Here is a 19,199-nt window from a genome sequence, read left to right as displayed (position 1 = left end):
GGCCAGACACCCGGACCTCACAACCTTCATCACGAAACGTCTCCTTGGCAAACTTTTTGTTGCCCCGCGCGTCTTTGGTTTCGATCGACTCGTCCCACTCGATCCAGGCGGGACGTATCACCGGCAGGCTTGCGAGTCGGGCTGCTTTCTGCTGCTGCCTCGTTGCGGCACGCTGATCAGCTGTAGGTCGAGGCGGACGCGCTCGCGCAGCCTCAAGTTGTGTTTTGCGCAGCACTTCGTCTCGGGCCTTTTGAGCATCTCGCTCTAATGAGTAGGCCGCAGCCATGGATTGCAGCCTGCGCTTGAAGGGCTCAAACAACTCAGCCCAGAGCAGATCACTTTCCATGAAAACGCCGCCTTCGATGTCATCGGGCCAGCTTCCACCGGAGAGGATGCGCTCATGGACAAGCCTCATCAAGTACCACCTGGTCATGTATGCGTCATCGCCAACATACTTGATCATTGATGCCGGGACTGTCAACTGATGAGACTTGAGCTCTTCGTTGGCGTACTCATCACGCCACTTTCCGTGTCGGTAGACCACCCCGTCCACTGTGATTTTTTTGCTTTTGGCCGAGGCACCTTTGCATACGGAAGACAGCTTGATCAGGCCCTCTGATCCGCTGGCCAGCCAGTTCACAAGCCGTCTATGAGCGGCCTCGACGTCGTCAATTAATGAAAGGTGCACATTGACATGGCCAGGCCGGTAACGGTCAAAGACGCCTGGCGATAGTTTGAACAGGTTGATCGCTCCCTTGACATCGCCGGGCAGCACCAGGACAGCACGTGATCCGTAGACGGCTGAAACGGCAATTTCAAGCACGTGCGCTGCCTCGTCGGAACGAGCAAGGTGATTGGGGCCGACAAAGCGAATTGACTTTGGTTGCATGCTGCATCTCCCGTTCAAATGGGCCTACGGGCCGACCTCAATTCGTCAGCAGCCAGTAGCTGCGCCGCAAAAGCGTCGATATCAACGAGCCATTCCTGGAGTGCCGCCTCACTGCTACCGAGCTTCGGGTTGCGCGTGGGGACATGACCGTCACAGACAAGTTGCTTGAACCTATCGAGGCTGCAAAGTGTGACGACCGGCAGAAAGCCTCTGGTCGGCAGGCCATGCGTCAGGATCGGCAGCAATCCACTTTCCAGTCGTAGCACCACCATCTCAGGCGAGCAGATGGCAATCGGCCAGCTGACCATGCGGAAGTTGCCTGCATTGCTTTTCAGAACCACGTGAAAATCGTTTGCATTGAATTCGCGAGGGTGTCCGCCATTCGGTTCCATCGATGTACCTCCGGTCATAGTTGATCAACCCAGTTTGCGAACCAGGTCCTCAGGCTGCAGGTGCGTGTAGCGGCGCAGCATGGTCAGGCTCTTGTGGCCGGTGATGGTGGCCACCTCCAATGGGTGTAGGCCCTTCTCGAACAACCGAGATGCCGCTTCATGCCGGAGGTCATGCCACCGGAGGTTTTGCAGCTTCAAGCGCTTGATCACCCGTTTCCAAACGAGCAGTGCAGCGTTCTTGGTTGTGTCCAGAATCAGGCCGTCAGCTCGGGGGCCAATGGCGTTCAGGACTTCGACGGCTTTGGTTGAAAGCGGCACCGCACCAGGCACGCACTTGTTGCCGTGCGTGCGGTACGAAGCAGGCACGAAGATCACGCGCTTGTCCAGGTCGAGCCATTCCCACCGCAGAGAGAACAACATACTTTGGCGAAGGCTGGTCTCGACTGCGAGCTGGAAGGCCGGAGCCACAAAGCGGTTCTCGGACTTGGTTAACTCGTTGAGGATCAGCTCGTACTCCCCTGCGTGGAGTCGCCGATCTCGCTCACGCGAGCCTGACGGCTTGCGGATGTTCTTGAGCGGGTTCATGAGGTACTCCATGCCCCACTCCTTCCGGCAGGTCTCGAACAGGTGCGAGACCAAGGCAAGCTCTAGCCGGATGGTGTTCTCAGCTCTGCCTATGGCGCGGCGCTGGTCTCGGTATTGCGCAAAGTCGGCCCCACGCAAGCTTGCGAGGTAGCGGTGCGCCAGGGGTTGCTTGAGCCAATGTCTGACGCGTTGGTAGTCGGACTCGGGATGCCCTTTGCGCGGCGACACTTCATCGCGGTACCTGATCAGAGCCTCGCTCAGCGTGGTCTGCTCGGCTTCGTGCCTGGGCACGAAGACACCCCGATCCATCTCCGCCTCGGCCTCACGCACCCAGGCGCCTGCCTCGGCCGTCGTATCAAAGGTTCTGTATTGGGGTGCGAACCCCTTGCGAACTATCTGGGCCCGCCAGTAGCGGCCACGTTTGCTGATGCTTGCCATGCGAAAGTTCCTGTTGAACAGTCGCGGCCAGTTTGTAACTGTGGCAATTTCGTGGCAAACGAACTTAATTCGGCATCGCTTGCCCGATCCGAACAACCTGGGCAGCACCCAAGTGTTTGATTTTTCTAGCTGTTTTCACCAGCTGTTTTCGCCCGTCGGACGAATGACAGCAGGATTATGAGTCCTCTGCTCTAACCAACTGAGCTAACGGCCCGAACGGGCGCGATTCTACATGGCCGCCTTGGCCAGCCCCTCTGCCAGGCAGTTGACGGTCCGGCATCAAAGCCTGGCCGCCAGACGCGCCGCTTGATCAATGGCCTTCTTGGCATCCAGCTCACCCGCCTCGAACGCCCCACCAATGACATGCACCGCCCGCCCCTGGGCCCTCAGGGCGTCGGCCAGCTCGCGCTGCGGCACTTGCCCCGCGCACAGCACCACGGTGTCGCACGCGATCCAGGTCGGGTTCTCGCGCTTGTCTCCGTGAGTCACCAGCAAGCCCTCGTCGCCGATGCGCTCGTAGTTCACGCCACCGATCATCTTCACGTGTTTCATCTTGAGCGCGGCGCGGTGGATCCAGCCCGTGGTCTTGCCCAGGCCCGCGCCCAGCTTGCCCGCCTTGCGCTGCAAGAGCACCACCTCACGCGCGGCAGGCAGGGGCTGCGGGCCCTCGGGGCGCAAGCCGCCGGGAGAGATCGCCGGATCACTCACGCCCCACTCCTGCATCCACGCCGCCAGATCCTGCGATGTCGGCGTGTGGCCCGGGTGGTGCACCAGGTACTCGGCCACGTCAAAGCCGATGCCGCCCGCGCCGATGACCACCACCTTCTGGCCCACGGGCTTGTGGTGATGCAGCACGTCGATGTAGCTCAGGACCTTGGGGTGTTCCTGGCCCGGGATCTTTGGGTTGCGCGGGCTCACACCCGTGGCCACGATCACCTCGTCAAAACCATCGAGCGCGTCGGCGTCCACGCGCGTGTGGAGTCTCAGTTGCACGCCGGTGGTCTCGATGCGCTTGCGGAAGTGCCGCAGCATCTCATCGAACTCCTCCTTGCCGGGCACCCGGCGCGCCATGTTGAGCTGCCCGCCGATCTCGCCGGCCGCCTCGAACAGCTCAACGCGGTGCCCTCGCTCTGCCAGATGCGTGGCTGCCGTGATGCCGGACGGGCCCGCGCCCACCACCGCGATGCGCTTCTGGTGCGCGGCAGGCAGAAAGTTCAATGTGGTCTCGTGGCAAGCGCGCGGATTGACCAGGCAACTGGAGAGCTGGTTCTTGAACACATGATCCAGGCAGGCCTGGTTGCAGGCGATGCAGGTGTTGATCTCATCGGCACGCCCGGCCATGGCCTTGGCCACAAAGTGTGAATCAGCCAGCAAGGGCCTGGCCATGGAGACCATGTCGGCGCAGCCATCGGCCAGCACCTGCTCGGCGACCTCCGGGGTGTTGATGCGGTTGGAGGTGATCAGCGGGATGTCGATGCCCGCCGCCGCAAAGTCCTGCTTGAGTTTGGCCGTGACCCAGGCGAAGGCCGCACGCGGCACACTGGTGGCGATCGTCGGCACGCGGGCCTCGTGCCAGCCGATGCCGGTGTTGATGAGGGTGGCACCGGCCTTGGCGATCGCCACCCCGAGTTCTCGCACCTCGTCCCAGGAGTTGCCACCCGGCACCAGATCGATCATGGAGAGCCGGTAGATGAGGATGAAGTCGTGTCCCACGGCCTCACGGGTGCGCTGCACGATTTCGATGGGCAGGCGCATGCGCTGGCGATGGTCCCCACCCCAGGCATCGGTGCGGTGGTTGGTGTGCCGCGCCAGAAACTCGTTGATGAAGTAGCCCTCGGACCCCATGATCTCCACGCCGTCGTAGCCCGCCTCCCGGGCGCGCACGGCACTGTTGACGAAGGCCTTGATCTGGCGCTCCACCCCTGCGGCCGACAGCTCGAAGGGGGTGAACGGCGAGATGGGCGACTTGATGCGAGAAGGCGCCACAGCAAAGGGATGGTAGGCGTAGCGCCCCGCATGCAGGATCTGCATGGCAATCTTGCCGCCCGCATCGTGCACGGCGCGGCTGACCACCCGATGCCGTTGGGCTGAAGAGGCCGTGCTCATGCGGCCCGCCAGCGGTTTGACCCATCCGGCCATATTGGGCGAGAAGCCGCCCGTGACGATCAGGCCGACACCACCTTCTGCGCGCTCACGGAAGTAGGCCGCCAGCTTGCTCAGGTCTCGGCCGTCTTCCAGACCGGTGTGCATGGACCCCATCAACACGCGGTTCTTGAGCGTGGTGAAGCCCAGATCCAGGGGCTGGAGCAGATGGGGGTAGGGCGATGAGCCGGGCTGCGATGGGGATGTCATGGTGTTTCAGATGGGGGGTGTCTGGCGGGGAGTGGCGTCTCAGGGCAGCAGCAGGGCCTCAATGTCGCGGGTCTGCGACTCCGCCACACCGGCCGCCTCCGCGTACTGGTGCCAGCCCCGCACGGCCGCCCTCACCTGCTCGATGACCCGCCGGGCGGTGCCAATGCCACGTCGATCGGCTTCGGCCAGCAGGTCGTCCTGCGTGATGCCCTTGAACTTGCCGTTCACCGACATCAGGTGCTGGTGCGTCCACTCGCCCTGGGGGTTGTGGGCAAAGGTCACGTCATAGGCCGGCGCCAGCGCCCAGCCCTGCCCGCGCTTGAGCACAAAAGAGAAGTTCTTGCTGTGGTCATCGCAGTTGCGGGCCATCACATTGAAGACCATGCGGCGGAACGCCTCCTCCATGTCCTCATACGGCAGGCCCAGTTGGCGGATGACCTGAAAAAGCTGCGAGTAGGCGTTGGTGCCCTTCTTCTTGTAGTCGACATGGTCCATCGCACACAGCGTCTGCATGTGGTGGCGCACGCCCCCGGCCTCGCGGTCGAAGCGGCGGGTCATGAAGTGGGCCCGGCCGTTTTCCTTCAGCAGGCGGCAGTCCATCATGTGGATGCCCGCCGCGCGGGCCATCAGGTGGTAGGCAAACTCGATGCGGCCATAGTCCTGCGAGGCGCCCAGTTCGCTGTCGGGCCCCATGCCATCGAACTTGAGCAGCCAGTGCTCGTAGCCCTCGGGCGCATGGAGCTGCCCGGCCAGCAGTTCGTTGGTGGCGGGGTTCAGGGCGATCACCGCCTTGGCGCGTGCGCCGCCCGCCGAGGTGCCCACCTCGATGATGCTACGCAGTGCGGCGTTGGCGTGGTCCTCGCTGTCGATGAGGCCATTGACGGCCTTGCGTGCCTCTTCGACCAGTTGGCCCAGCACGATGGCCGTGGGCTTGTGTGTCGCCGGCCCGCGGCTGGGTTTGAAGGTCAGGGCCCCCATGCCACGCGCGCTCATGTAGGCCAGGCGGTCCAGCGCCGTGACCTGGGCTGCCGAGATGCCCTTGTCAGCCATGTAGCGGTTGATCAGCGCATTGCCGAAGTCGTCCGGCAAGGCGTCGCTCAGCAGGGCGGGCAGGCGTTTGTAGGTGGCCTCGGGCAGGTCGGTGAACAGGTAGACCGCCTCGCTGCTGGCGGGCATGTGCAGGGGGGAGGGTTCGATCCCGCTGGCGCGGAACTCGGGCGTGTAGGCAAAGGCGTAGTAGCCGTAGGTCGGATCCAGGGCCACCGCACCCATGTGCAGATCCCACAGGTAGACATTGACCAGGTTGACGCTCTTGTAGCGGACACGCGTGTTCATGCCTTGCCCCGAGCGATGCGTGGTTTGCTGGCCCGCTGGCGGGGCTCGACCGCCCGGTTGAGCATCAGCGGGTTGATGGTGGCCACAGGGCCCACGGTGCGAAGCCAGTCCTGCCGCCCCAGGGCCCGCACCACACAGACCAGAGTGTGCAGGGTGGAGCCTTGGCCGCCCTCCAGATTGCGCAGGGCCCGCAAGCTCACGCCCGCCCGCTCGGCCAGGGTCTTCTGGTCGATGTTTCGGCTGACCCGCAAGGCGCGCAACTGCTCGCCCACGGCGACCATCATCTCCTCGGTGGTCTCATCAAAAACCATCATCAATCGCCCTTTTCATGCCTCTTTGAAGCCAGTATAGCCATCAAAAGGCAGATAAAGGGCCATTAATAACAAAACATCAACAAAAGGCGTAAAAGAGCCTTTTAAGTGATTGAAAATCCAACAATAGGCAATTTTATGCCGCTTGATTCAAGCAACAATCACCCAGACTACTTCTGGCTGAGTGCGTTGCTCACGAGCCGCGACGTGATGTCCACGATCTCGATCATGCGGTCGTAGGCCATGCGGGTGGGGCCGATCACACCCAGCGTGCCGACCACGCGGCCATCGATCTCGTAGGGGGCCGACACCACGGACAGCTCCTCATAGGGCACCACCTGGCTCTCGCCACCGATGTAGATCTGCACCCCGTCGGCGCGGCTGGAGCCGTCCAGCAGGCGCATGAGCTGGGTCTTTTGCTCGAACAGATCGAACAGGCGGCGCAGCGAGCCCAGATCGCTGGAGAAATCCTGCACCGTCAACAGATTGCGCTCGCCAGCCACCACCAGTTGCTCGCTGCTCTCGGTCATGGCCTCGCCGCCCGCCTGCACGGCGGCGTTCATCAGGGCCGCGATGTCGGAGCGCAGCTGGTCCACGTCCGAGCGCAGGCGCTCGCGCATGGCCTCGATGGACAAGCCCGAGTAATGCTCGTTGAGGATGTTGCTGGCCTCGACCAGTTGAGACTGGCTGTAGTCCTGCGCCGTGAAGATCACGCGGTTCTGCACGTCGCCATCGGCCGCCACCAGGATCACCAGCACGCGCTTGTCACCCAGGCGCAGAAACTCGACATGGCGGAACACCGAAGCCTTGCGGGGCGAGGTGACCACTCCGACAAACTGCGACAGGCTGGAGAGCATGTGCGCCGCGCTGGCGATCACGCGCTGGGGCTGGTCGGGCTGCAGGTCGCGCGCGCCCAAGGCCAGTTCGTCCAGGTGAGTGGGCCGCACCGTGAGCATGGTGTCCACAAACAGGCGGTAGCCCTTGGCGGTGGGCACGCGGCCCGCCGAGGTGTGGGGGCTGACGATGAGGCCCAGGTCTTCCAGGTCGGCCATCACATTGCGGATGGTGGCCGCCGACAGCTCCAGGCCCGAGGCCTTGGAGAGCGTGCGCGAGCCCACGGGCTGCCCGTCGGCGATGTAGCGCTCGACCAGCGCTTTCAACAGGATTTTGGCTCGGTCGTCCAGCATGATTCATCCCATTTTAGAGCGTGTCCATGGCGACATGGTGCTGTGGTGTAATTCCAGACATGCCGCAACCGCCCTGCCGTTTTCGCCATGCCGCCCTGATCGGCAAATACCACGCCCGAGGCATCCGCCCGGTGCTGGAGGACGTGGCGCACATCCTGGCGCGCACGGGCCTGGATGTGTCCCTCGAAATCGAGACCGCCCACAACACCGGCATGACCGACTACCCTGCCCTGTCCATCCAGGACATCGGCAAGCAGTGCGATGTTGCCGTGGTCGTGGGGGGGGATGGCACCATGCTGGCCATCGCCCGCGAACTGGCACCTTTCGACATCCCGCTCATCGGGATCAACCAGGGGCGGCTGGGCTTCATCACAGACATCCAGCACAAGGACATGGCCACGGCCCTGCCCTCCATCCTCAGCGGCCAGTTCGAGGAAGAGCAGCGCGCCATGCTGGAGGGCGCCGTGCTGCGCCCGCAGCGTGACGGCAGCCTGGAAGTCATCTACGAAGGCTTTGCCATCAATGAAGTGGTGGTCAGCCGCGGCGCCACGGCCAGCATGGTCGAGCTGCGCGCCGAGATCGATGGCCAGTTCGTGGCCAACTACCGTGCGGACGGCCTGATCGTGTCGTCCCCCACGGGGTCGACCGCCTATGCCCTGTCAGCCGGTGGCCCCATCCTGCACCCCGGTCTCAAGGGCTGGGTGATGGTGCCCATTGCCTCGCACACCCTGTCCAACCGGCCGCTGGTGGTGTCTGACTGCGGCACCATCACCATCGAGATCGTGGCCGGCAAGGATGCGAGCATGAACTTCGACATGCAGAGCCTGGCCTCCCTGTTGCACGGTGACCGCGTCACCGTGCGCCGCTCGGCCTACCGGGTGCGTTTCCTGCACCCCACGGGCTGGAACTACTACGCCACCCTGCGCCGCAAGCTGCGCTGGAACGAAGGAGTGAGTTGATGCTGCGCCGCCTGACCTTGCGAGACTTCGTGATCGTCACGGCCCTGGAAGTGGATCTGGGCAAGGGGTTCACGGCCCTGACCGGCGAGACCGGGGCGGGCAAGTCCATCCTGATCGATGCGCTGCAACTGGCGCTGGGCAGCCGGGCAGATGTGGGCGTGGTGCGTGAAGGCGCCCCGCGTGCCGACATCACCGCCGAGTTCGAGCCCACCGCCGCGCTGGCTGCGCGCCTGGCCCCCTGGCTGGAAGAAGCCGGCTTTGACACCATCGAGGCCACGGGCGGCCTGCTGCTGCGCCGTGTGGTCGATGCCCAGGGCAAGAGCCGCGCCTGGATCAACGGCGGCACCGCCACCGTGGCGCAACTGCGCGAGCTGGGCGAGCACCTGGTGGACATCCACGGCCAGCATGCCTGGCAGAGCCTGACGCGAGCCGATTCGGTGCGCGCCCTGGTCGATGCCCAGGCGGGCGTGGACACCAGCGCCCTGCAGACCGCCTGGGTGGCCCGCCGCGACGCCCAGCGCCGCCTGGACGACGCCCGGACCCGCCAGGCCGATCTGGAGCGCGAGCGCGAGCGCCTGCAATGGCAGATCGGTGAACTCGACAAGCTCAACCCGGGCGCCGATGAGTGGGCCGAGCTCAATGCCGAGCACCAGCGCCTGGCCCATGGTCAGGCCATCCTGGATGCGGCCCAGTTGGCCCTCAACGCCGTGTCCGAGGCCGATGACAACGCCGACAGCCTGACCTCGCGCGCCATCGACGCGCTGGAAGACGTGGCCAGTGTCGAGCCCCATCTGGCCAACGCCCTGGAGGTGCTGCGCAGCGCGCAGGCGCAGTTGCAGGATGCCGCCCACAGCCTCAATGCCGCCTTGCGCCACACCGAGCTGGACCCGGACCGCCTGAACGAGCTGGATCAGCGCCTGGCCACCTGGATGGGCCTGGCGCGTCGCTATCGCCACAGCGCCGATGAACTGCCCGCCGTGATGCAGGCCTGGAAGGCCGAACTGGCCGAGCTGGACGCCGCCACCGACCTGGAAGGGCTGGAGCGCGCCGCTGCCCAGGCCGACAGCGCCTGGCGACAGGTGGCGCAGGTCGTGTCGCGGCAACGCGCCCAGGCCGCCCCCCGGCTGGCCCAGGCCGTCACGGCCGCCATGCAGGATCTGGGCATGGCCGGGGGCCGCTTCGAGGTGGCCCTGACGCCGCAAAGCGAGCCGCAGGCCTTTGGCCTGGAGTCCATCGAGTTCCTGGTGGCCGGGCACGCCGGCAGCACGCCACGCCCCCTGGGCAAGGTGGCCTCGGGGGGCGAACTCTCACGCCTGGCCCTGGCCATTGCCGTGACCACCTCCCAGCGCGAGGACACGGACACCCAGACCGGCACCCTCATCTTTGACGAGATCGATTCCGGCGTGGGCGGTCAGGTGGCCGACACCGTCGGGCGGCTCATGCAGCGCCTGGGCGATGACCGCCAGGTGCTGGCCGTGACCCACCTGGCCCAGGTGGCCGCCAGTGCCCACCACCATCTGGTGGTCAGCAAGGCCCTGCGCGACGGCCAGACCAGCAGCGACATCCGCGGCGTGGACGGCGACGAGCGCATCCAGGAAGTGGCCCGCATGCTGGGTGGTGCCATCACCGACACCAGCCGCGCCCATGCACAGCACATGCTGGCGCAGGCCCATGCCCGAGCGGCCGAGCCGCCCACCAGTCGCCCGCGCAGCACCAGCGGGCGCCGCAAGGAAGCCGCATGAAGCTAGACATCGTCGTGCTCACCGGCATGTCGGGCTCCGGCAAGTCCGTGGCCCTCAACGCCCTGGAAGACGCTGGCTACTACTGCGTGGACAACCTGCCCCCGGAGCTGCTGCCCCAACTGATTGCCCTGGAGCGCGAGCGCCCCGCCGAAGACGACGGCCGCCGGCTGGCCATTGCCGTCGATGCGCGCAGCGCGACCTCGCTGCCGCAACTGCTGCCGGTGCTCGACACCCTCAGCGCCGAAGGCGTGCAGATCCGCCCGCTCTTTCTGGACGCCAGCGATGAGGCCCTGGTGCGGCGCTTCTCAGAGACGCGCCGCCCCCACCCCCTGCTCAAGCTGCGCAATGCCGAAGGACACACCGCCCCCACCCCGCTGGAAGACGGCAATGCCCAGGCCTTGCTGGAAACCATCGAGCTGGAGCGTGAGTTGCTGGCGCCCTTGCGCGAGCGCTCCTCGGTGATCGACACCACCTTGCTGCGCCCGGCGCAACTGCGCACCTGGGTGCGCCACATGGTGCAGGCCCTGCCCTCGCGTCTGACCCTGGTCTTCCAGTCCTTTGCCTACAAGCACGGGGTGCCTCTGGATGCGGACTTCGTCTTCGACTCGCGCATGCTGCCCAACCCCTACTACATCAAGGAGCTGCGGCCCTTGACGGGGCGCGATGAGCCGGTGATCGACTACCTGGCGGCCCAGCCGGAAGCGGGCGAGCTGATCGCCCAGATCGAGGCCTTCCTGCTGCGCTGGCTGCCCGCGCTGGAAAACGATCAGCGCAGCTATGTCACCGTGGCCATTGGCTGCACGGGCGGCCAGCACCGCTCGGTCTACTGCGTCGAGCAACTGGTGCGGCGCTTCGCGGGCCGTGAGACCGTGCTCAAGCGGCACCGCGAACAAGACGGCCGCTAACTTCAGCCGTTCAAGGCTGCGCGCAAGGCCTGCCTGAGCTGATCACCGATCTCGGGCTTGCCCTCGAAGGGGTCGGTGGGGTTGCGTCCCTGCACCACATCCTCCAGCCGTGTCTGCACCATGCCCAGCGCCTTGGGATGCGTGTAGAGGTAGAACTGTGCCTGCGCCACGCCGTCGAACACGATGGCGGCCACATCGGCAGCCGTCACCTTGCCCGAGGTCACGGCCTTGGTGCTCATGGCCTGGGCGATCATCTGGCTGGCCGTGGGCTTGCCCTGGGATGCCAGCTCTGCCGGGCGGTTGCGGTGCGACTGGTGGATGCCCGTGGGCACGAAATAAGGGCACAGCACCGAAGCCCGCACCTGCTCGGTCACCAGGGCCAGATCCTGATACAGGGTCTCGGTCAGGCTGACGACCGCATGCTTGCTGACGTTGTAGGCCCCCATGTTCGGGGCATTGAGCAGGCCCGCCATCGAGGCCACGTTGACGATGTGACCGCGCCAGTTCGGATCCTTGCGCGCGGCATCGAGCATCAGGGGCGTGAAGGTGTGCACCCCATGGATGACGCCATAGAGGTTGACGCCCAGCACCCAGTCCCAGTCCCGCAGGGACTGCTCCCAGATCAGGCCACCGCTGGCCACGCCCGCGTTGTTAACCACCAGATTGGGCGCACCAAAGCGCTCCATGCACAGATCAGCCAGCGCCTGGATGTCCTCGGCGCGGGACACATCACCGCGCAGGGCGGCCACCGACGCCCCGGTCTGACTCAGCTCGGACACCACGGCATCGAGCGCGTCGTCCTGCACATCGGTCAGCACCAGGTTCAGCCCCCGCGCAGCCCCCAGGCGTGCCAGCTCCAGACCGAAGCCGCTGCCCGCCCCGGTGATGACGGCCGTGTGGCCGGCTTGCAGATTCAGAAAACTCATCGTCGTCACCTCTTCTTCAGATCAGCTTGACCAGCTGCTTGCCAAAATTCTTGCCCTTGAGCAGCCCCATGAACGCCTCAGGGGCACTGCTCAAACCCTGTGCGATGGACTCGCGGAACTTCATCTGGCCGGTGGCCACCAGGGTGCCCAGTTCCTTGGTGGCCTCAGGCCAGACCTCGGGGTGCTCGCTGACGATGAAGCCCTCGACCTTGAGGCGGTTGACCAGGATCAGCGCCGGGTTCTGCATCGGCGTGGGCTGCCCTTCATAGCCCGCGATCATCCCGCACATGGCGATGCGGCCAAAGGCGTTCATGCGCAGCAGCACGGCATCCAGGATCATGCCGCCCACGTTCTCGAAATAGCCATCGATGCCCTGGGGCGTGGCGGCCTTGAGCGCCGCATAGAAGCTCTTGGGATCGGGGTGCGCCTTGTAGTCGATGCAGGCATCAAAGCCCAGTTCATCCACCACGTACTGACACTTGTCGGCCCCACCGGCCACGCCCACCACGCGGCAGCCACGGGCCTTGGCCAACTGGCCCACCACGCTGCCCACGGCCCCACTGGCCGCGCTGACCACCACCGTCTCGCCCGCCTTGGGCCCGATGATCTTGATGAGGCCGTACCAGGCCGTGACCCCCGGCATGCCCACCGAGCCCAGGTAGGCCGACAGCGGGATGTGGGTGGTGTCGACCTTGGTGAGCGCGCCGCGCACGTTGGCATCCATCACGGACACCTCCTGCCAGCCGCCCATGCCCAGCACCTTGTCGCCCACCGCAAACCTGGGGTGCTTGCTGGCCATGACCTCGCCCACCGTGCCACCGATCATGACCTGCCCCAGGGGCTGGGGTTCGGCGTAGCTCTTGCTGTCGTTCATGCGGCCACGCATATACGGGTCGAGCGACAGATAGTGGTGGCGCACCACGACCTGGCCGTCGGCCAGTTGATCGGCCGCGGGCACCGGCGCCTCGACCAGACGGAAGTTGTCAGGCGTGACCTCGCCCTGGGGACGAGAGGCCAGCACCCATTGGTGATTGAGGGTTGTCATGATGAAGATCCTTCAGCGGATAGGAAGGTCAATCGGAGCCCGAGCCCTGCAAAGGGGACTCGGTCAGGGGGCGCACGTCGCGCCGTGAAACGGGCACCGCACGCAGGAACTTGAAGGTGGCTGTGGCATGGGCGCAGAGCTGATCCTTCTCATCGAGGACACGGCCCTCGCAGAAGGCCAGTGACGCCGTGGTATGCATCACGCTGCCCTGGGCCCGGATGCGCCCCAGCCCGGGGCGCATGAAGTTGGTTTTCATCTCGATGGTGACCACGCCCGGGCCCTTGCCCTGGGCATCGAGCCGCAGGCTGCGGGCCGCATGGGCCATGGCCACGTCCAGCAAGGTCATCAGCAGGCCCCCATGGGCCACGCCAAAGGAGTTGGTATGGCTGTCATCGAGCACGAGCACGATCTCGGCATGGCCGCCGTCAAAGCGCTCCAGCGTGCAGCCAATCTGCTCGATGAAGGGGATGCGGACCGTGAAGGGGATGGACATGAGCGCGCCCCGAGCCTGATCAGCCGCCGGTCAGGGCGCTGACCCCACCATCGACGGCCAGGATCTGGCCGGTGATGTGCTTGCCGGCATCCGAGGCCAGCAGCAGCGTGGCGCCCTTGAGGTCCTCGTCATCGCCCACACGCAGCAGGGGCGCGTGCTTGGCGATGTTCTCCTCGCCCACCATGCCCAAAAAGCCCTGCGTCATCTTGCTGGGAAAGAAGCCCGGCGCAATGGCGTTGACATTGATGCCCAGGTGCCCCCACTCGCAGGCCAGGGCCCGCGTGAAGTTGACCACCGCGCCCTTGCTGGTGTTGTAGGCAATGGTCTGCATGAAGGGCGGGTTGCCGCCCAGACCGGCGATGGACGCCACATTGATGATGCGCCCCTTCTTGCGGGCGATCATGCTGCGTTTGGCCACGGCCTGCGCCAGCAGGAAGTAGCCACGCACATTGAGGTTCATGACCTTGTCCCAGGCCTCCAGCGGGTGGTCCTGGGCGGGGGCGCCCCAGGTGGCGCCTGCGTTGTTGATCAGGATGTCGATGTCGCCCACGCGCTCCAGGGTGTCACCGACCAGGCGGTCGATGTCCTCGGGCTTGCCGGCGTCGGCGGCCACCCAGCGGGCGTCGATGCCGGCATCCTGCAGCACTTGCACGGCCTCTTCCAGATCGGCGGCCTTGCGGGAGCTGATGACGATCTTGGCACCGGCCTCGCCCAGGGCATGGGCCATCTGCAGGCCCAGGCCGCGCGATCCGCCGGTGATCAGGGCGGTGCGGCCCTTCAGGTCAAACAATTGTTGAACGGTGCGGGGGGTGCTCATGTTCACTCCGGGTGGATGCGGTTCAGCAGTGGTAGTCGATCACCTGACGCCCGGCCGCCATCTCGCGGATCTGGGCCACCACCCCCTGGTGGTGCGGATGGGGCTGGTACGCCGCCAGGGCAGCGGCATCGGCGAAGGTGGAAACCAGCACCACATCGGCATTGGCCTCCAGGCCTTCGGTGCGGATGCCGACATCGAACTCATGGATGCCGGGCACCAGGGCCTTGCAGCTGTCCAGCAGTTCCTTGACCTTGGGCGCGTTGGCCGGGTCCTTGAGGGTGAACATGACGATGTGTCGGATCATGATGAGGGGTGTCCTTTAGAACCAGTCGGCCTGCGCCTGGGCGCAGGTCATGTCGCGGCGAGCCACCACGCCCAGCCAGGCGTCGATCTTGGGCAGCTCGAAGTTGAAGAAGTAATCCACGGTGGCCAGTTTGCCTTGCAGGAAGCCCGCGCCCAGGGGGCCCTTGTCCCACTCGCCACGGGCTTGTGCGGCCTTCGCGGCCAGGCCCAGCTCCAGCCAGATCCAGGCCAGCACGGTGTGCCCGAAGGCCTGCAGATAAGGCGTGGCATTGGCCAGAGCCTCTTCAGGCACGCCCGTCGCCCAAGCCGCCTTGGTCGCCTGGCCGATCTTCTGCAAGGCCTCGGCCAGGGCATGGCCCTGCACCGCCAGGCCATCGACCTGACCGGCCTTCTGGATGGTCTCGTTGATGCGCTCGGCCAGCACGGCCAGGGCCTGGCCACCGTTCATGACCACCTTGCGGCCCAGCAGGTCCAGACCCTGGATGCCGTGGGTGCCTTCGTGGATCATGTTGAGGCGGTTGTCGCGCCAGTACTGCTCGACCGGGAAATCGCGCGTGTAGCCATAGCCGCCCAGGATCTGGATGGCCAGGCTGTTGGCCTCCTGCGCCCACTCGCTGGGCCAGCTCTTGGCGATCGGGGTAAGCAGCTCCAGCAGCAGGCGGGCTTTGTCCGCCTGCTCGGGCGTGCCGGTGTACTCATCGTCCACCAGTTGGGCGCACAGCAGGCCCAAGGCCAGGCCGCCCTCGGAGACGGCCTTTTGCATCAGCAGCATGCGCTTGACATCGGTGTGCTCGATGATGGGGATCTGCGGGGCGCTGTGGTCCTTGCCCCCTGCACCCATGTGGCGGCCTTGCGGGCGCTGCTTCGCATAATCGAGCGAGGCTTCATAACCCGCATACCCCAGCATGGTCGCGCCCAGGCCCACGCTGATGCGGGCCTCGTTCATGAGCGTGAACATGCACTTGAGACCCTCACCCTGCTTGCCGATCAGGTAGCCCACCGCACCGGCCTGGCCGTTGACCGGGAACTTGCCCTCGCCAAAGTTCAGCAAGGTGTTGACGGTGCCGCGGTAGCCGCACTTGTGGTTGAGCCCGGCCAGGGCCACATCGTTGCGCTGATCGGTGATGCGGCCATCGTCGCGCACCAGCTTGCGCGGCACGATGAACAGCGAGATGCCCTTGACACCGGGCACAGGCTTGCCGTCTTCGCCCGGGATCTTGGCCAGCACCAGGTGGACGATGTTCTCGCCCATCTCGTGCTCGCCGCCCGAGATCCACATCTTGTGGCCCGTGAGGCGGTAGCGCGGCCCCAGCGGATCGGCGGCCCAGTCGGCCGGGCCCAGGCCATCGCCCGCCATATCGGGCACCGCGCGCGTGGCGATGTCCGACAGGCTGGAGCCCGCCTGCGGCTCGCTCAGGCACATGGTGCCAAAGGTGCGGCCCTCAAAGCCCCCACGCGCAAACACCTCGATCTGCCGGGGGGTGCCATGCGCCAGGATGGTGTTGGCATTGCCCCGCGTGAGCATGGGGTAGGCCGCCAGGGCCACACTGGCCTTGTAGAAAAAGCTCATCGAGGCGATCTCGACCACGGTGGGCAACTGCATCCCCCCGATGTCGGCATCCTTGCTGGCAGCCATCAGGCCCGCCTCATTGAAGGCCTGCAGGGCCACCGGTGTTTCCTTGGGCAGGTGTACGGTGCTGCCGTCGAACTCGGGCTCCTGCACATCGACCAGGCGGTTGAGGGGAGCGAACTGTTCGCGGGCGATCTTGTCGCTCAGGTCCAGCACGGCCTCGAAGGTCTCGCGGCTGTGCTCGGTGTGGCGCTCACGCTGACACAGGGCTTCGGCCTGGAGCCAGTCGTACAGCAGGAAGTCGATGGTGGCGCGGTGGGTCATGGGGCGCGGTCTTTCTGTCAAACAGAGCGTGTGGCAGCAGAAAAAAAGCCCAGCCGGGCACTCGGCACGGGCTGGGCTGTCTTGTCGATGATCAAGGATCGATCATGTCACGGCGTCAGTTGAAGGTCTTGCCCTCGGCCGCCAGACGGGCCAGGCGCGGCGCCGGCGTCCAGAAGGCACTGTCGCCCCCTGGCTGGCCGGCAAAACCCTTCATCAGCTCGACCACCTTGGGCAGGCCGATCATGTCGGCATACAGCATGGGGCCACCGCGGTAGAGCGGGAAGCCATAGCCGGTCAGGTAGACCATGTCGATGTCCGAGGCCTTGGAGGCGATGCCCTCTTCCAGGATCTTGGCGCCCTCGTTGACCATGGCCAGCACCAGACGCTGCACGATCTCCTCGTCGCTGATGGCGCGCGGCGTGATGCCCTTCTCAAGACGCACCTTGTCGATGCAGGCCTGCACCTCGGCCGAGGGCACAGGCTCACGCTTGCCCGCTTCATAGTCGTACCAGCCCTTGCCGACCTTCTGGCCAAAACGACCGAGTTCGCAGATGGCATCGCCCACCGGGCTGTACTCCACATCGGGCTGCTCCAGGCGACGGCGCTTGCGGATGGCAAAGCCGATGTCGTTGCCGGCCAGATCACCCACGCGGAAAGGCCCCATGGCAAAGCCAAAGGCTTCAGCGGCCTTGTCCACCTGGGGCACGGAGGCACCCTCTTCCAGCAAAGCAAAGCTCTGGCGCACGTACTGCTCAAACATGCGGTTGCCGATGAAGCCATCGCACACGCCCGAGACCACGGCGACCTTCTTGATCTTCTTGGCCACGGCCATCACGGTGGCCATGACGTCCTTGGCCGTGTGCTTGCTGCGCACCACTTCCAGCAGGCGCATCACATTGGCCGGGCTGAAGAAGTGCAGACCCACCACATCGCTGGGGCGCTGGGTCACTTCGGCGATCTTGTCCACATCCAGCGTGGAGGTGTTGGAGGCCAGGATGGCACCGGGCTTCATCACCTGATCCAGCTTGGCAAAGACCTGCGACTTGACACCAAAGTCCTCGAACACGGCCTCGATGACCATGTCGGCCTGGGCGATGTCGTCATAGCTCAGGGTGGTGCTCAGCAGGGCCATGCGGGCCTCGTACTTGTCCTGGGCCAGCTTGCCCTTGGCCACCTGAGCCTCGTAATTCTTGCGGATGATGCCCACACCGCGGTCGATGGCTTCCTGCTTCATCTCCAGCAAGGTCACGGGCACGCCGGCGTTGAGGAAGCACATGGTGATGCCGCCACCCATGGTGCCGGCACCGATCACGGCGACCTTCTCGATCTTGCGCAGCGGGGTGCTGTCAGGCACATCGGGAATCTTGCTGGCCGCGCGCTCGCCAAAGAAGGCGTGACGCAAGGCGCGGGACTGATCGCCCGCCACGAGCTTGGTGAACACATCACGCTCAAAGGCGATGCCATCGTCCAGGCTCTGTGTGACAGCGGCTTCCACGCAGTCGACACAGCGCTGCGGCGCCTCCAGGTTGCGCCGGGACTTGGCCAGGTCGGCGCGGGCCTGCTTGAAGAACTCGGGATCGGCCGGTGCGGCCACGGCCAGATCACGCACCGTGGGCAGCGGCCGCACGGCCGCGATGTCCTGGGCGAAAGACACGGCCGCCGCCAGCAGGTCACCGTCGACGATGCGGTCGAACAGCTTTTGCCCGGGCGCCTTGGCCAGTTTCTCGGCAGGCACCGATGCGCCGGTGGTGATCATCTGCAGAGCGGCCTCGACACCCACCACGCGGGGCAGGCGCTGCGTCCCGCCAGCGCCCGGCACCAGGCCCAGATTCACCTCCGGCAGGGCCACCTGCGTACCGGGCACGGCCACGCGATAGTGACAGCCCAGCGCCAGCTCCAGACCCCCACCCATGACCACGCCATGGATGGCCGCGACGACAGGCTTGCCAGAGGCCTCCAGGGCCAGGATGACATCGTGCAGGCCCGGGGCCGCAAAGGCCTTGGGCGAGCCGAACTCGCGGATGTCAGCGCCACCGCAGAAGACCTTGCCGGCACCGATGAGCACCACGGCCTGCACGGCCGCATCCGCCTGGGCCTGAGCCAGGCCATCGACGATGCCGGCGCGGGTGCTCTGGCCGAGGCCATTGACGGGGGGGTTGTCCAGCGTGATGACGGCCACGCCGTGGGTGACCTGGTAGGAGGTGCTCATAGCTCGCTCGCTTGGTGAAAAGGGGGAAAAGTGAATCTGAAAATGCTTATTGTAAGAATAATTCAATCACGGTTGCAGAACACCTGCAACGTTCGAAAGAAAAGACCCCATACCGCCAGGCGGAAGGGGTCATCTCACATCCACCACCGTGTCAGGCGCGCACGGTGGACGGGCCGCAGCACATCACACTTCCAGCCATTCCTTACGCACATTGTCATTGGCACGCAACTCGTCCGGTGTGCCTTCGAACACCACCTGGCCGTGGCCCATGACATAGCAGCGCTGGGAGATGTCCAGTGCGATGGTGAGCTTTTGCTCCACCAGCAACACGGCCAGGCCCCGCTTCTGCAGCTCCTTGAGGTACTGCCCCACCAGCTCCACGATCTTGGGTGCCAGGCCTTCGGTCGGTTCGTCAAT

The 19,199-nt window shown here is 65.3% G+C and carries 17 protein-coding genes and 1 pseudogene; 3 read left to right on the top strand and 15 right to left on the bottom strand.

Annotated features, from left to right (window positions below; translation table 11 throughout):
- From VFW84_RS09005 to hrcA, 7 genes are all read right to left on the bottom strand, one after another.
- The coding region (locus tag VFW84_RS09005; protein WP_329680118.1) for a hypothetical protein at positions 1-889 on the bottom strand (889 nt) is incomplete at its 3' end.
- A 14-nt stretch (positions 890-903) separates the two neighbouring features.
- Positions 904-1,281, bottom strand: a complete 378-nt coding sequence (locus VFW84_RS09000; protein ID WP_329680117.1) for a hypothetical protein — start codon at positions 1,279-1,281, stop codon at positions 904-906.
- Between the two features lie 24 nt (positions 1,282-1,305).
- Positions 1,306-2,304: a site-specific integrase gene (locus VFW84_RS08995; RefSeq protein WP_329680116.1), complete on the bottom strand. Its 999-nt coding sequence runs from the start codon at positions 2,302-2,304 to the stop codon at positions 1,306-1,308.
- A gap of 279 nt (positions 2,305-2,583) precedes the next feature.
- Complete coding sequence (locus VFW84_RS08990; protein WP_329680115.1) at positions 2,584-4,656, bottom strand: FAD-dependent oxidoreductase; 2,073 nt, start codon at positions 4,654-4,656, stop codon at positions 2,584-2,586.
- A gap of 39 nt (positions 4,657-4,695) precedes the next feature.
- Positions 4,696-5,991, bottom strand: a complete 1,296-nt coding sequence (locus tag VFW84_RS08985) for a type II toxin-antitoxin system HipA family toxin (RefSeq protein ID WP_329680114.1) — start codon at positions 5,989-5,991, stop codon at positions 4,696-4,698.
- A complete protein-coding gene (locus tag VFW84_RS08980; protein ID WP_329680113.1) occupies positions 5,988-6,305 on the bottom strand; it encodes a helix-turn-helix transcriptional regulator in 318 nt (105 codons plus the stop codon). Before VFW84_RS08980 ends, VFW84_RS08985 begins: the two co-directional genes overlap by 4 nt.
- 167 nt (positions 6,306-6,472) lie before the next feature.
- Positions 6,473-7,489: a heat-inducible transcriptional repressor HrcA gene (gene hrcA / locus VFW84_RS08975; RefSeq protein ID WP_329680112.1), complete on the bottom strand. Its 1,017-nt coding sequence runs from the start codon at positions 7,487-7,489 to the stop codon at positions 6,473-6,475.
- 59 nt (positions 7,490-7,548) lie between these two features.
- On the opposite strand from hrcA, the gene VFW84_RS08970 reads away from it, so the two are divergent.
- The 3 genes from VFW84_RS08970 to rapZ are packed head-to-tail and all read left to right on the top strand — an operon-like array spanning position 7,549 to position 11,095.
- Positions 7,549-8,448 (top strand): NAD kinase, encoded by a 900-nt coding sequence (locus tag VFW84_RS08970; protein ID WP_329680111.1) that lies wholly within the window; start codon positions 7,549-7,551, stop codon positions 8,446-8,448.
- Positions 8,448-10,190, top strand: coding sequence for a DNA repair protein RecN (gene recN / locus VFW84_RS08965; protein ID WP_414638942.1), 1,743 nt, complete (start codon positions 8,448-8,450; stop codon positions 10,188-10,190). The genes VFW84_RS08970 and recN overlap by 1 nt, the downstream gene beginning before the upstream one ends.
- Entirely contained in the window at positions 10,187-11,095 is a 909-nt protein-coding gene (gene rapZ, locus VFW84_RS08960) for an RNase adapter RapZ (RefSeq protein ID WP_414638941.1), read from the top strand. The genes recN and rapZ overlap by 4 nt, the downstream gene beginning before the upstream one ends.
- Positions 11,096-11,097: 2 nt before the next feature.
- Here rapZ and VFW84_RS08955 read toward each other — a convergent pair whose 3' ends face one another.
- The 8 genes and pseudogenes from VFW84_RS08955 to VFW84_RS08920 form a co-directional block, all read right to left on the bottom strand.
- Positions 11,098-12,021: an SDR family oxidoreductase gene (locus VFW84_RS08955; RefSeq protein ID WP_329680110.1), complete on the bottom strand. Its 924-nt coding sequence runs from the start codon at positions 12,019-12,021 to the stop codon at positions 11,098-11,100.
- Positions 12,022-12,037: 16 nt separating this feature from the next.
- The gene (locus tag VFW84_RS08950; RefSeq protein WP_329680109.1) at positions 12,038-13,066 is read right to left on the bottom strand and encodes an NADP-dependent oxidoreductase; all 1,029 of its coding nucleotides are present in this window, start codon (positions 13,064-13,066) and stop codon (positions 12,038-12,040) included.
- 28 nt (positions 13,067-13,094) lie between these two features.
- Positions 13,095-13,559 carry a PaaI family thioesterase gene (locus VFW84_RS08945; protein WP_329680108.1) on the bottom strand — a complete coding sequence of 155 codons (465 nt, stop codon included), beginning with the start codon at positions 13,557-13,559 and terminating at the stop codon, positions 13,095-13,097.
- Positions 13,560-13,578: 19 nt separating this feature from the next.
- Entirely contained in the window at positions 13,579-14,376 is a 798-nt protein-coding gene (locus tag VFW84_RS08940; RefSeq protein ID WP_329680107.1) for an SDR family oxidoreductase, read from the bottom strand.
- Between the two features lie 22 nt (positions 14,377-14,398).
- On the bottom strand, positions 14,399-14,680 hold the full coding sequence (locus VFW84_RS08935; RefSeq protein WP_329680106.1) for a Dabb family protein: 282 nt from the start codon (positions 14,678-14,680) through the stop codon (positions 14,399-14,401).
- Positions 14,681-14,695: 15 nt separating this feature from the next.
- Positions 14,696-16,573 (bottom strand): acyl-CoA dehydrogenase, encoded by a 1,878-nt coding sequence (locus tag VFW84_RS08930; protein ID WP_329680105.1) that lies wholly within the window; start codon positions 16,571-16,573, stop codon positions 14,696-14,698.
- A 115-nt stretch (positions 16,574-16,688) separates the two neighbouring features.
- Complete coding sequence (locus VFW84_RS08925; protein WP_329680104.1) at positions 16,689-18,782, bottom strand: 3-hydroxyacyl-CoA dehydrogenase NAD-binding domain-containing protein; 2,094 nt, start codon at positions 18,780-18,782, stop codon at positions 16,689-16,691.
- A gap of 183 nt (positions 18,783-18,965) precedes the next feature.
- Positions 18,966-19,199: pseudogene (locus VFW84_RS08920) on the bottom strand (ABC transporter ATP-binding protein); the annotation flags it as partial.

Source organism: Aquabacterium sp., from assembly GCF_036279655.1.
Classification (GTDB): Bacteria; Pseudomonadota; Gammaproteobacteria; order Burkholderiales; family Burkholderiaceae_C; genus Aquabacterium.
Note: the sequence above shows the minus strand (reverse complement) of the source record. Positions and strands in the feature narration are given on the sequence as shown.

Excerpts from the sequence above, each read along its gene's own strand:
- VFW84_RS08935 (WP_329680106.1), bottom strand. The coding sequence starts at position 14,680 with ATGATCCGACACATCGTCATGTTCACCCTCAAGGACCCGGCCAACGCG.
- VFW84_RS08930 (WP_329680105.1), bottom strand. The coding sequence starts at position 16,573 with ATGACCCACCGCGCCACCATCGACTTCCTGCTGTACGACTGGCTCCAG.
- VFW84_RS08950 (WP_329680109.1), bottom strand. The coding sequence starts at position 13,066 with ATGACAACCCTCAATCACCAATGGGTGCTGGCCTCTCGTCCCCAGGGC.
- recN (WP_414638942.1), top strand. The coding sequence starts at position 8,448 with ATGCTGCGCCGCCTGACCTTGCGAGACTTCGTGATCGTCACGGCCCTG.
- VFW84_RS08925 (WP_329680104.1), bottom strand. The coding sequence starts at position 18,782 with ATGAGCACCTCCTACCAGGTCACCCACGGCGTGGCCGTCATCACGCTG.
- rapZ (WP_414638941.1), top strand. The coding sequence starts at position 10,187 with ATGAAGCTAGACATCGTCGTGCTCACCGGCATGTCGGGCTCCGGCAAG.
- VFW84_RS08985 (WP_329680114.1), bottom strand. The coding sequence starts at position 5,991 with ATGAACACGCGTGTCCGCTACAAGAGCGTCAACCTGGTCAATGTCTAC.
- hrcA (WP_329680112.1), bottom strand. The coding sequence starts at position 7,489 with ATGCTGGACGACCGAGCCAAAATCCTGTTGAAAGCGCTGGTCGAGCGC.
- VFW84_RS09000 (WP_329680117.1), bottom strand. The coding sequence starts at position 1,281 with ATGGAACCGAATGGCGGACACCCTCGCGAATTCAATGCAAACGATTTT.
- VFW84_RS08990 (WP_329680115.1), bottom strand. The coding sequence starts at position 4,656 with ATGACATCCCCATCGCAGCCCGGCTCATCGCCCTACCCCCATCTGCTC.
- VFW84_RS08995 (WP_329680116.1), bottom strand. The coding sequence starts at position 2,304 with ATGGCAAGCATCAGCAAACGTGGCCGCTACTGGCGGGCCCAGATAGTT.
- VFW84_RS08945 (WP_329680108.1), bottom strand. The coding sequence starts at position 13,559 with ATGTCCATCCCCTTCACGGTCCGCATCCCCTTCATCGAGCAGATTGGC.
- VFW84_RS08970 (WP_329680111.1), top strand. The coding sequence starts at position 7,549 with ATGCCGCAACCGCCCTGCCGTTTTCGCCATGCCGCCCTGATCGGCAAA.
- VFW84_RS08955 (WP_329680110.1), bottom strand. The coding sequence starts at position 12,021 with ATGAGTTTTCTGAATCTGCAAGCCGGCCACACGGCCGTCATCACCGGG.
- VFW84_RS08940 (WP_329680107.1), bottom strand. The coding sequence starts at position 14,376 with ATGAGCACCCCCCGCACCGTTCAACAATTGTTTGACCTGAAGGGCCGC.
- VFW84_RS08980 (WP_329680113.1), bottom strand. The coding sequence starts at position 6,305 with ATGATGGTTTTTGATGAGACCACCGAGGAGATGATGGTCGCCGTGGGC.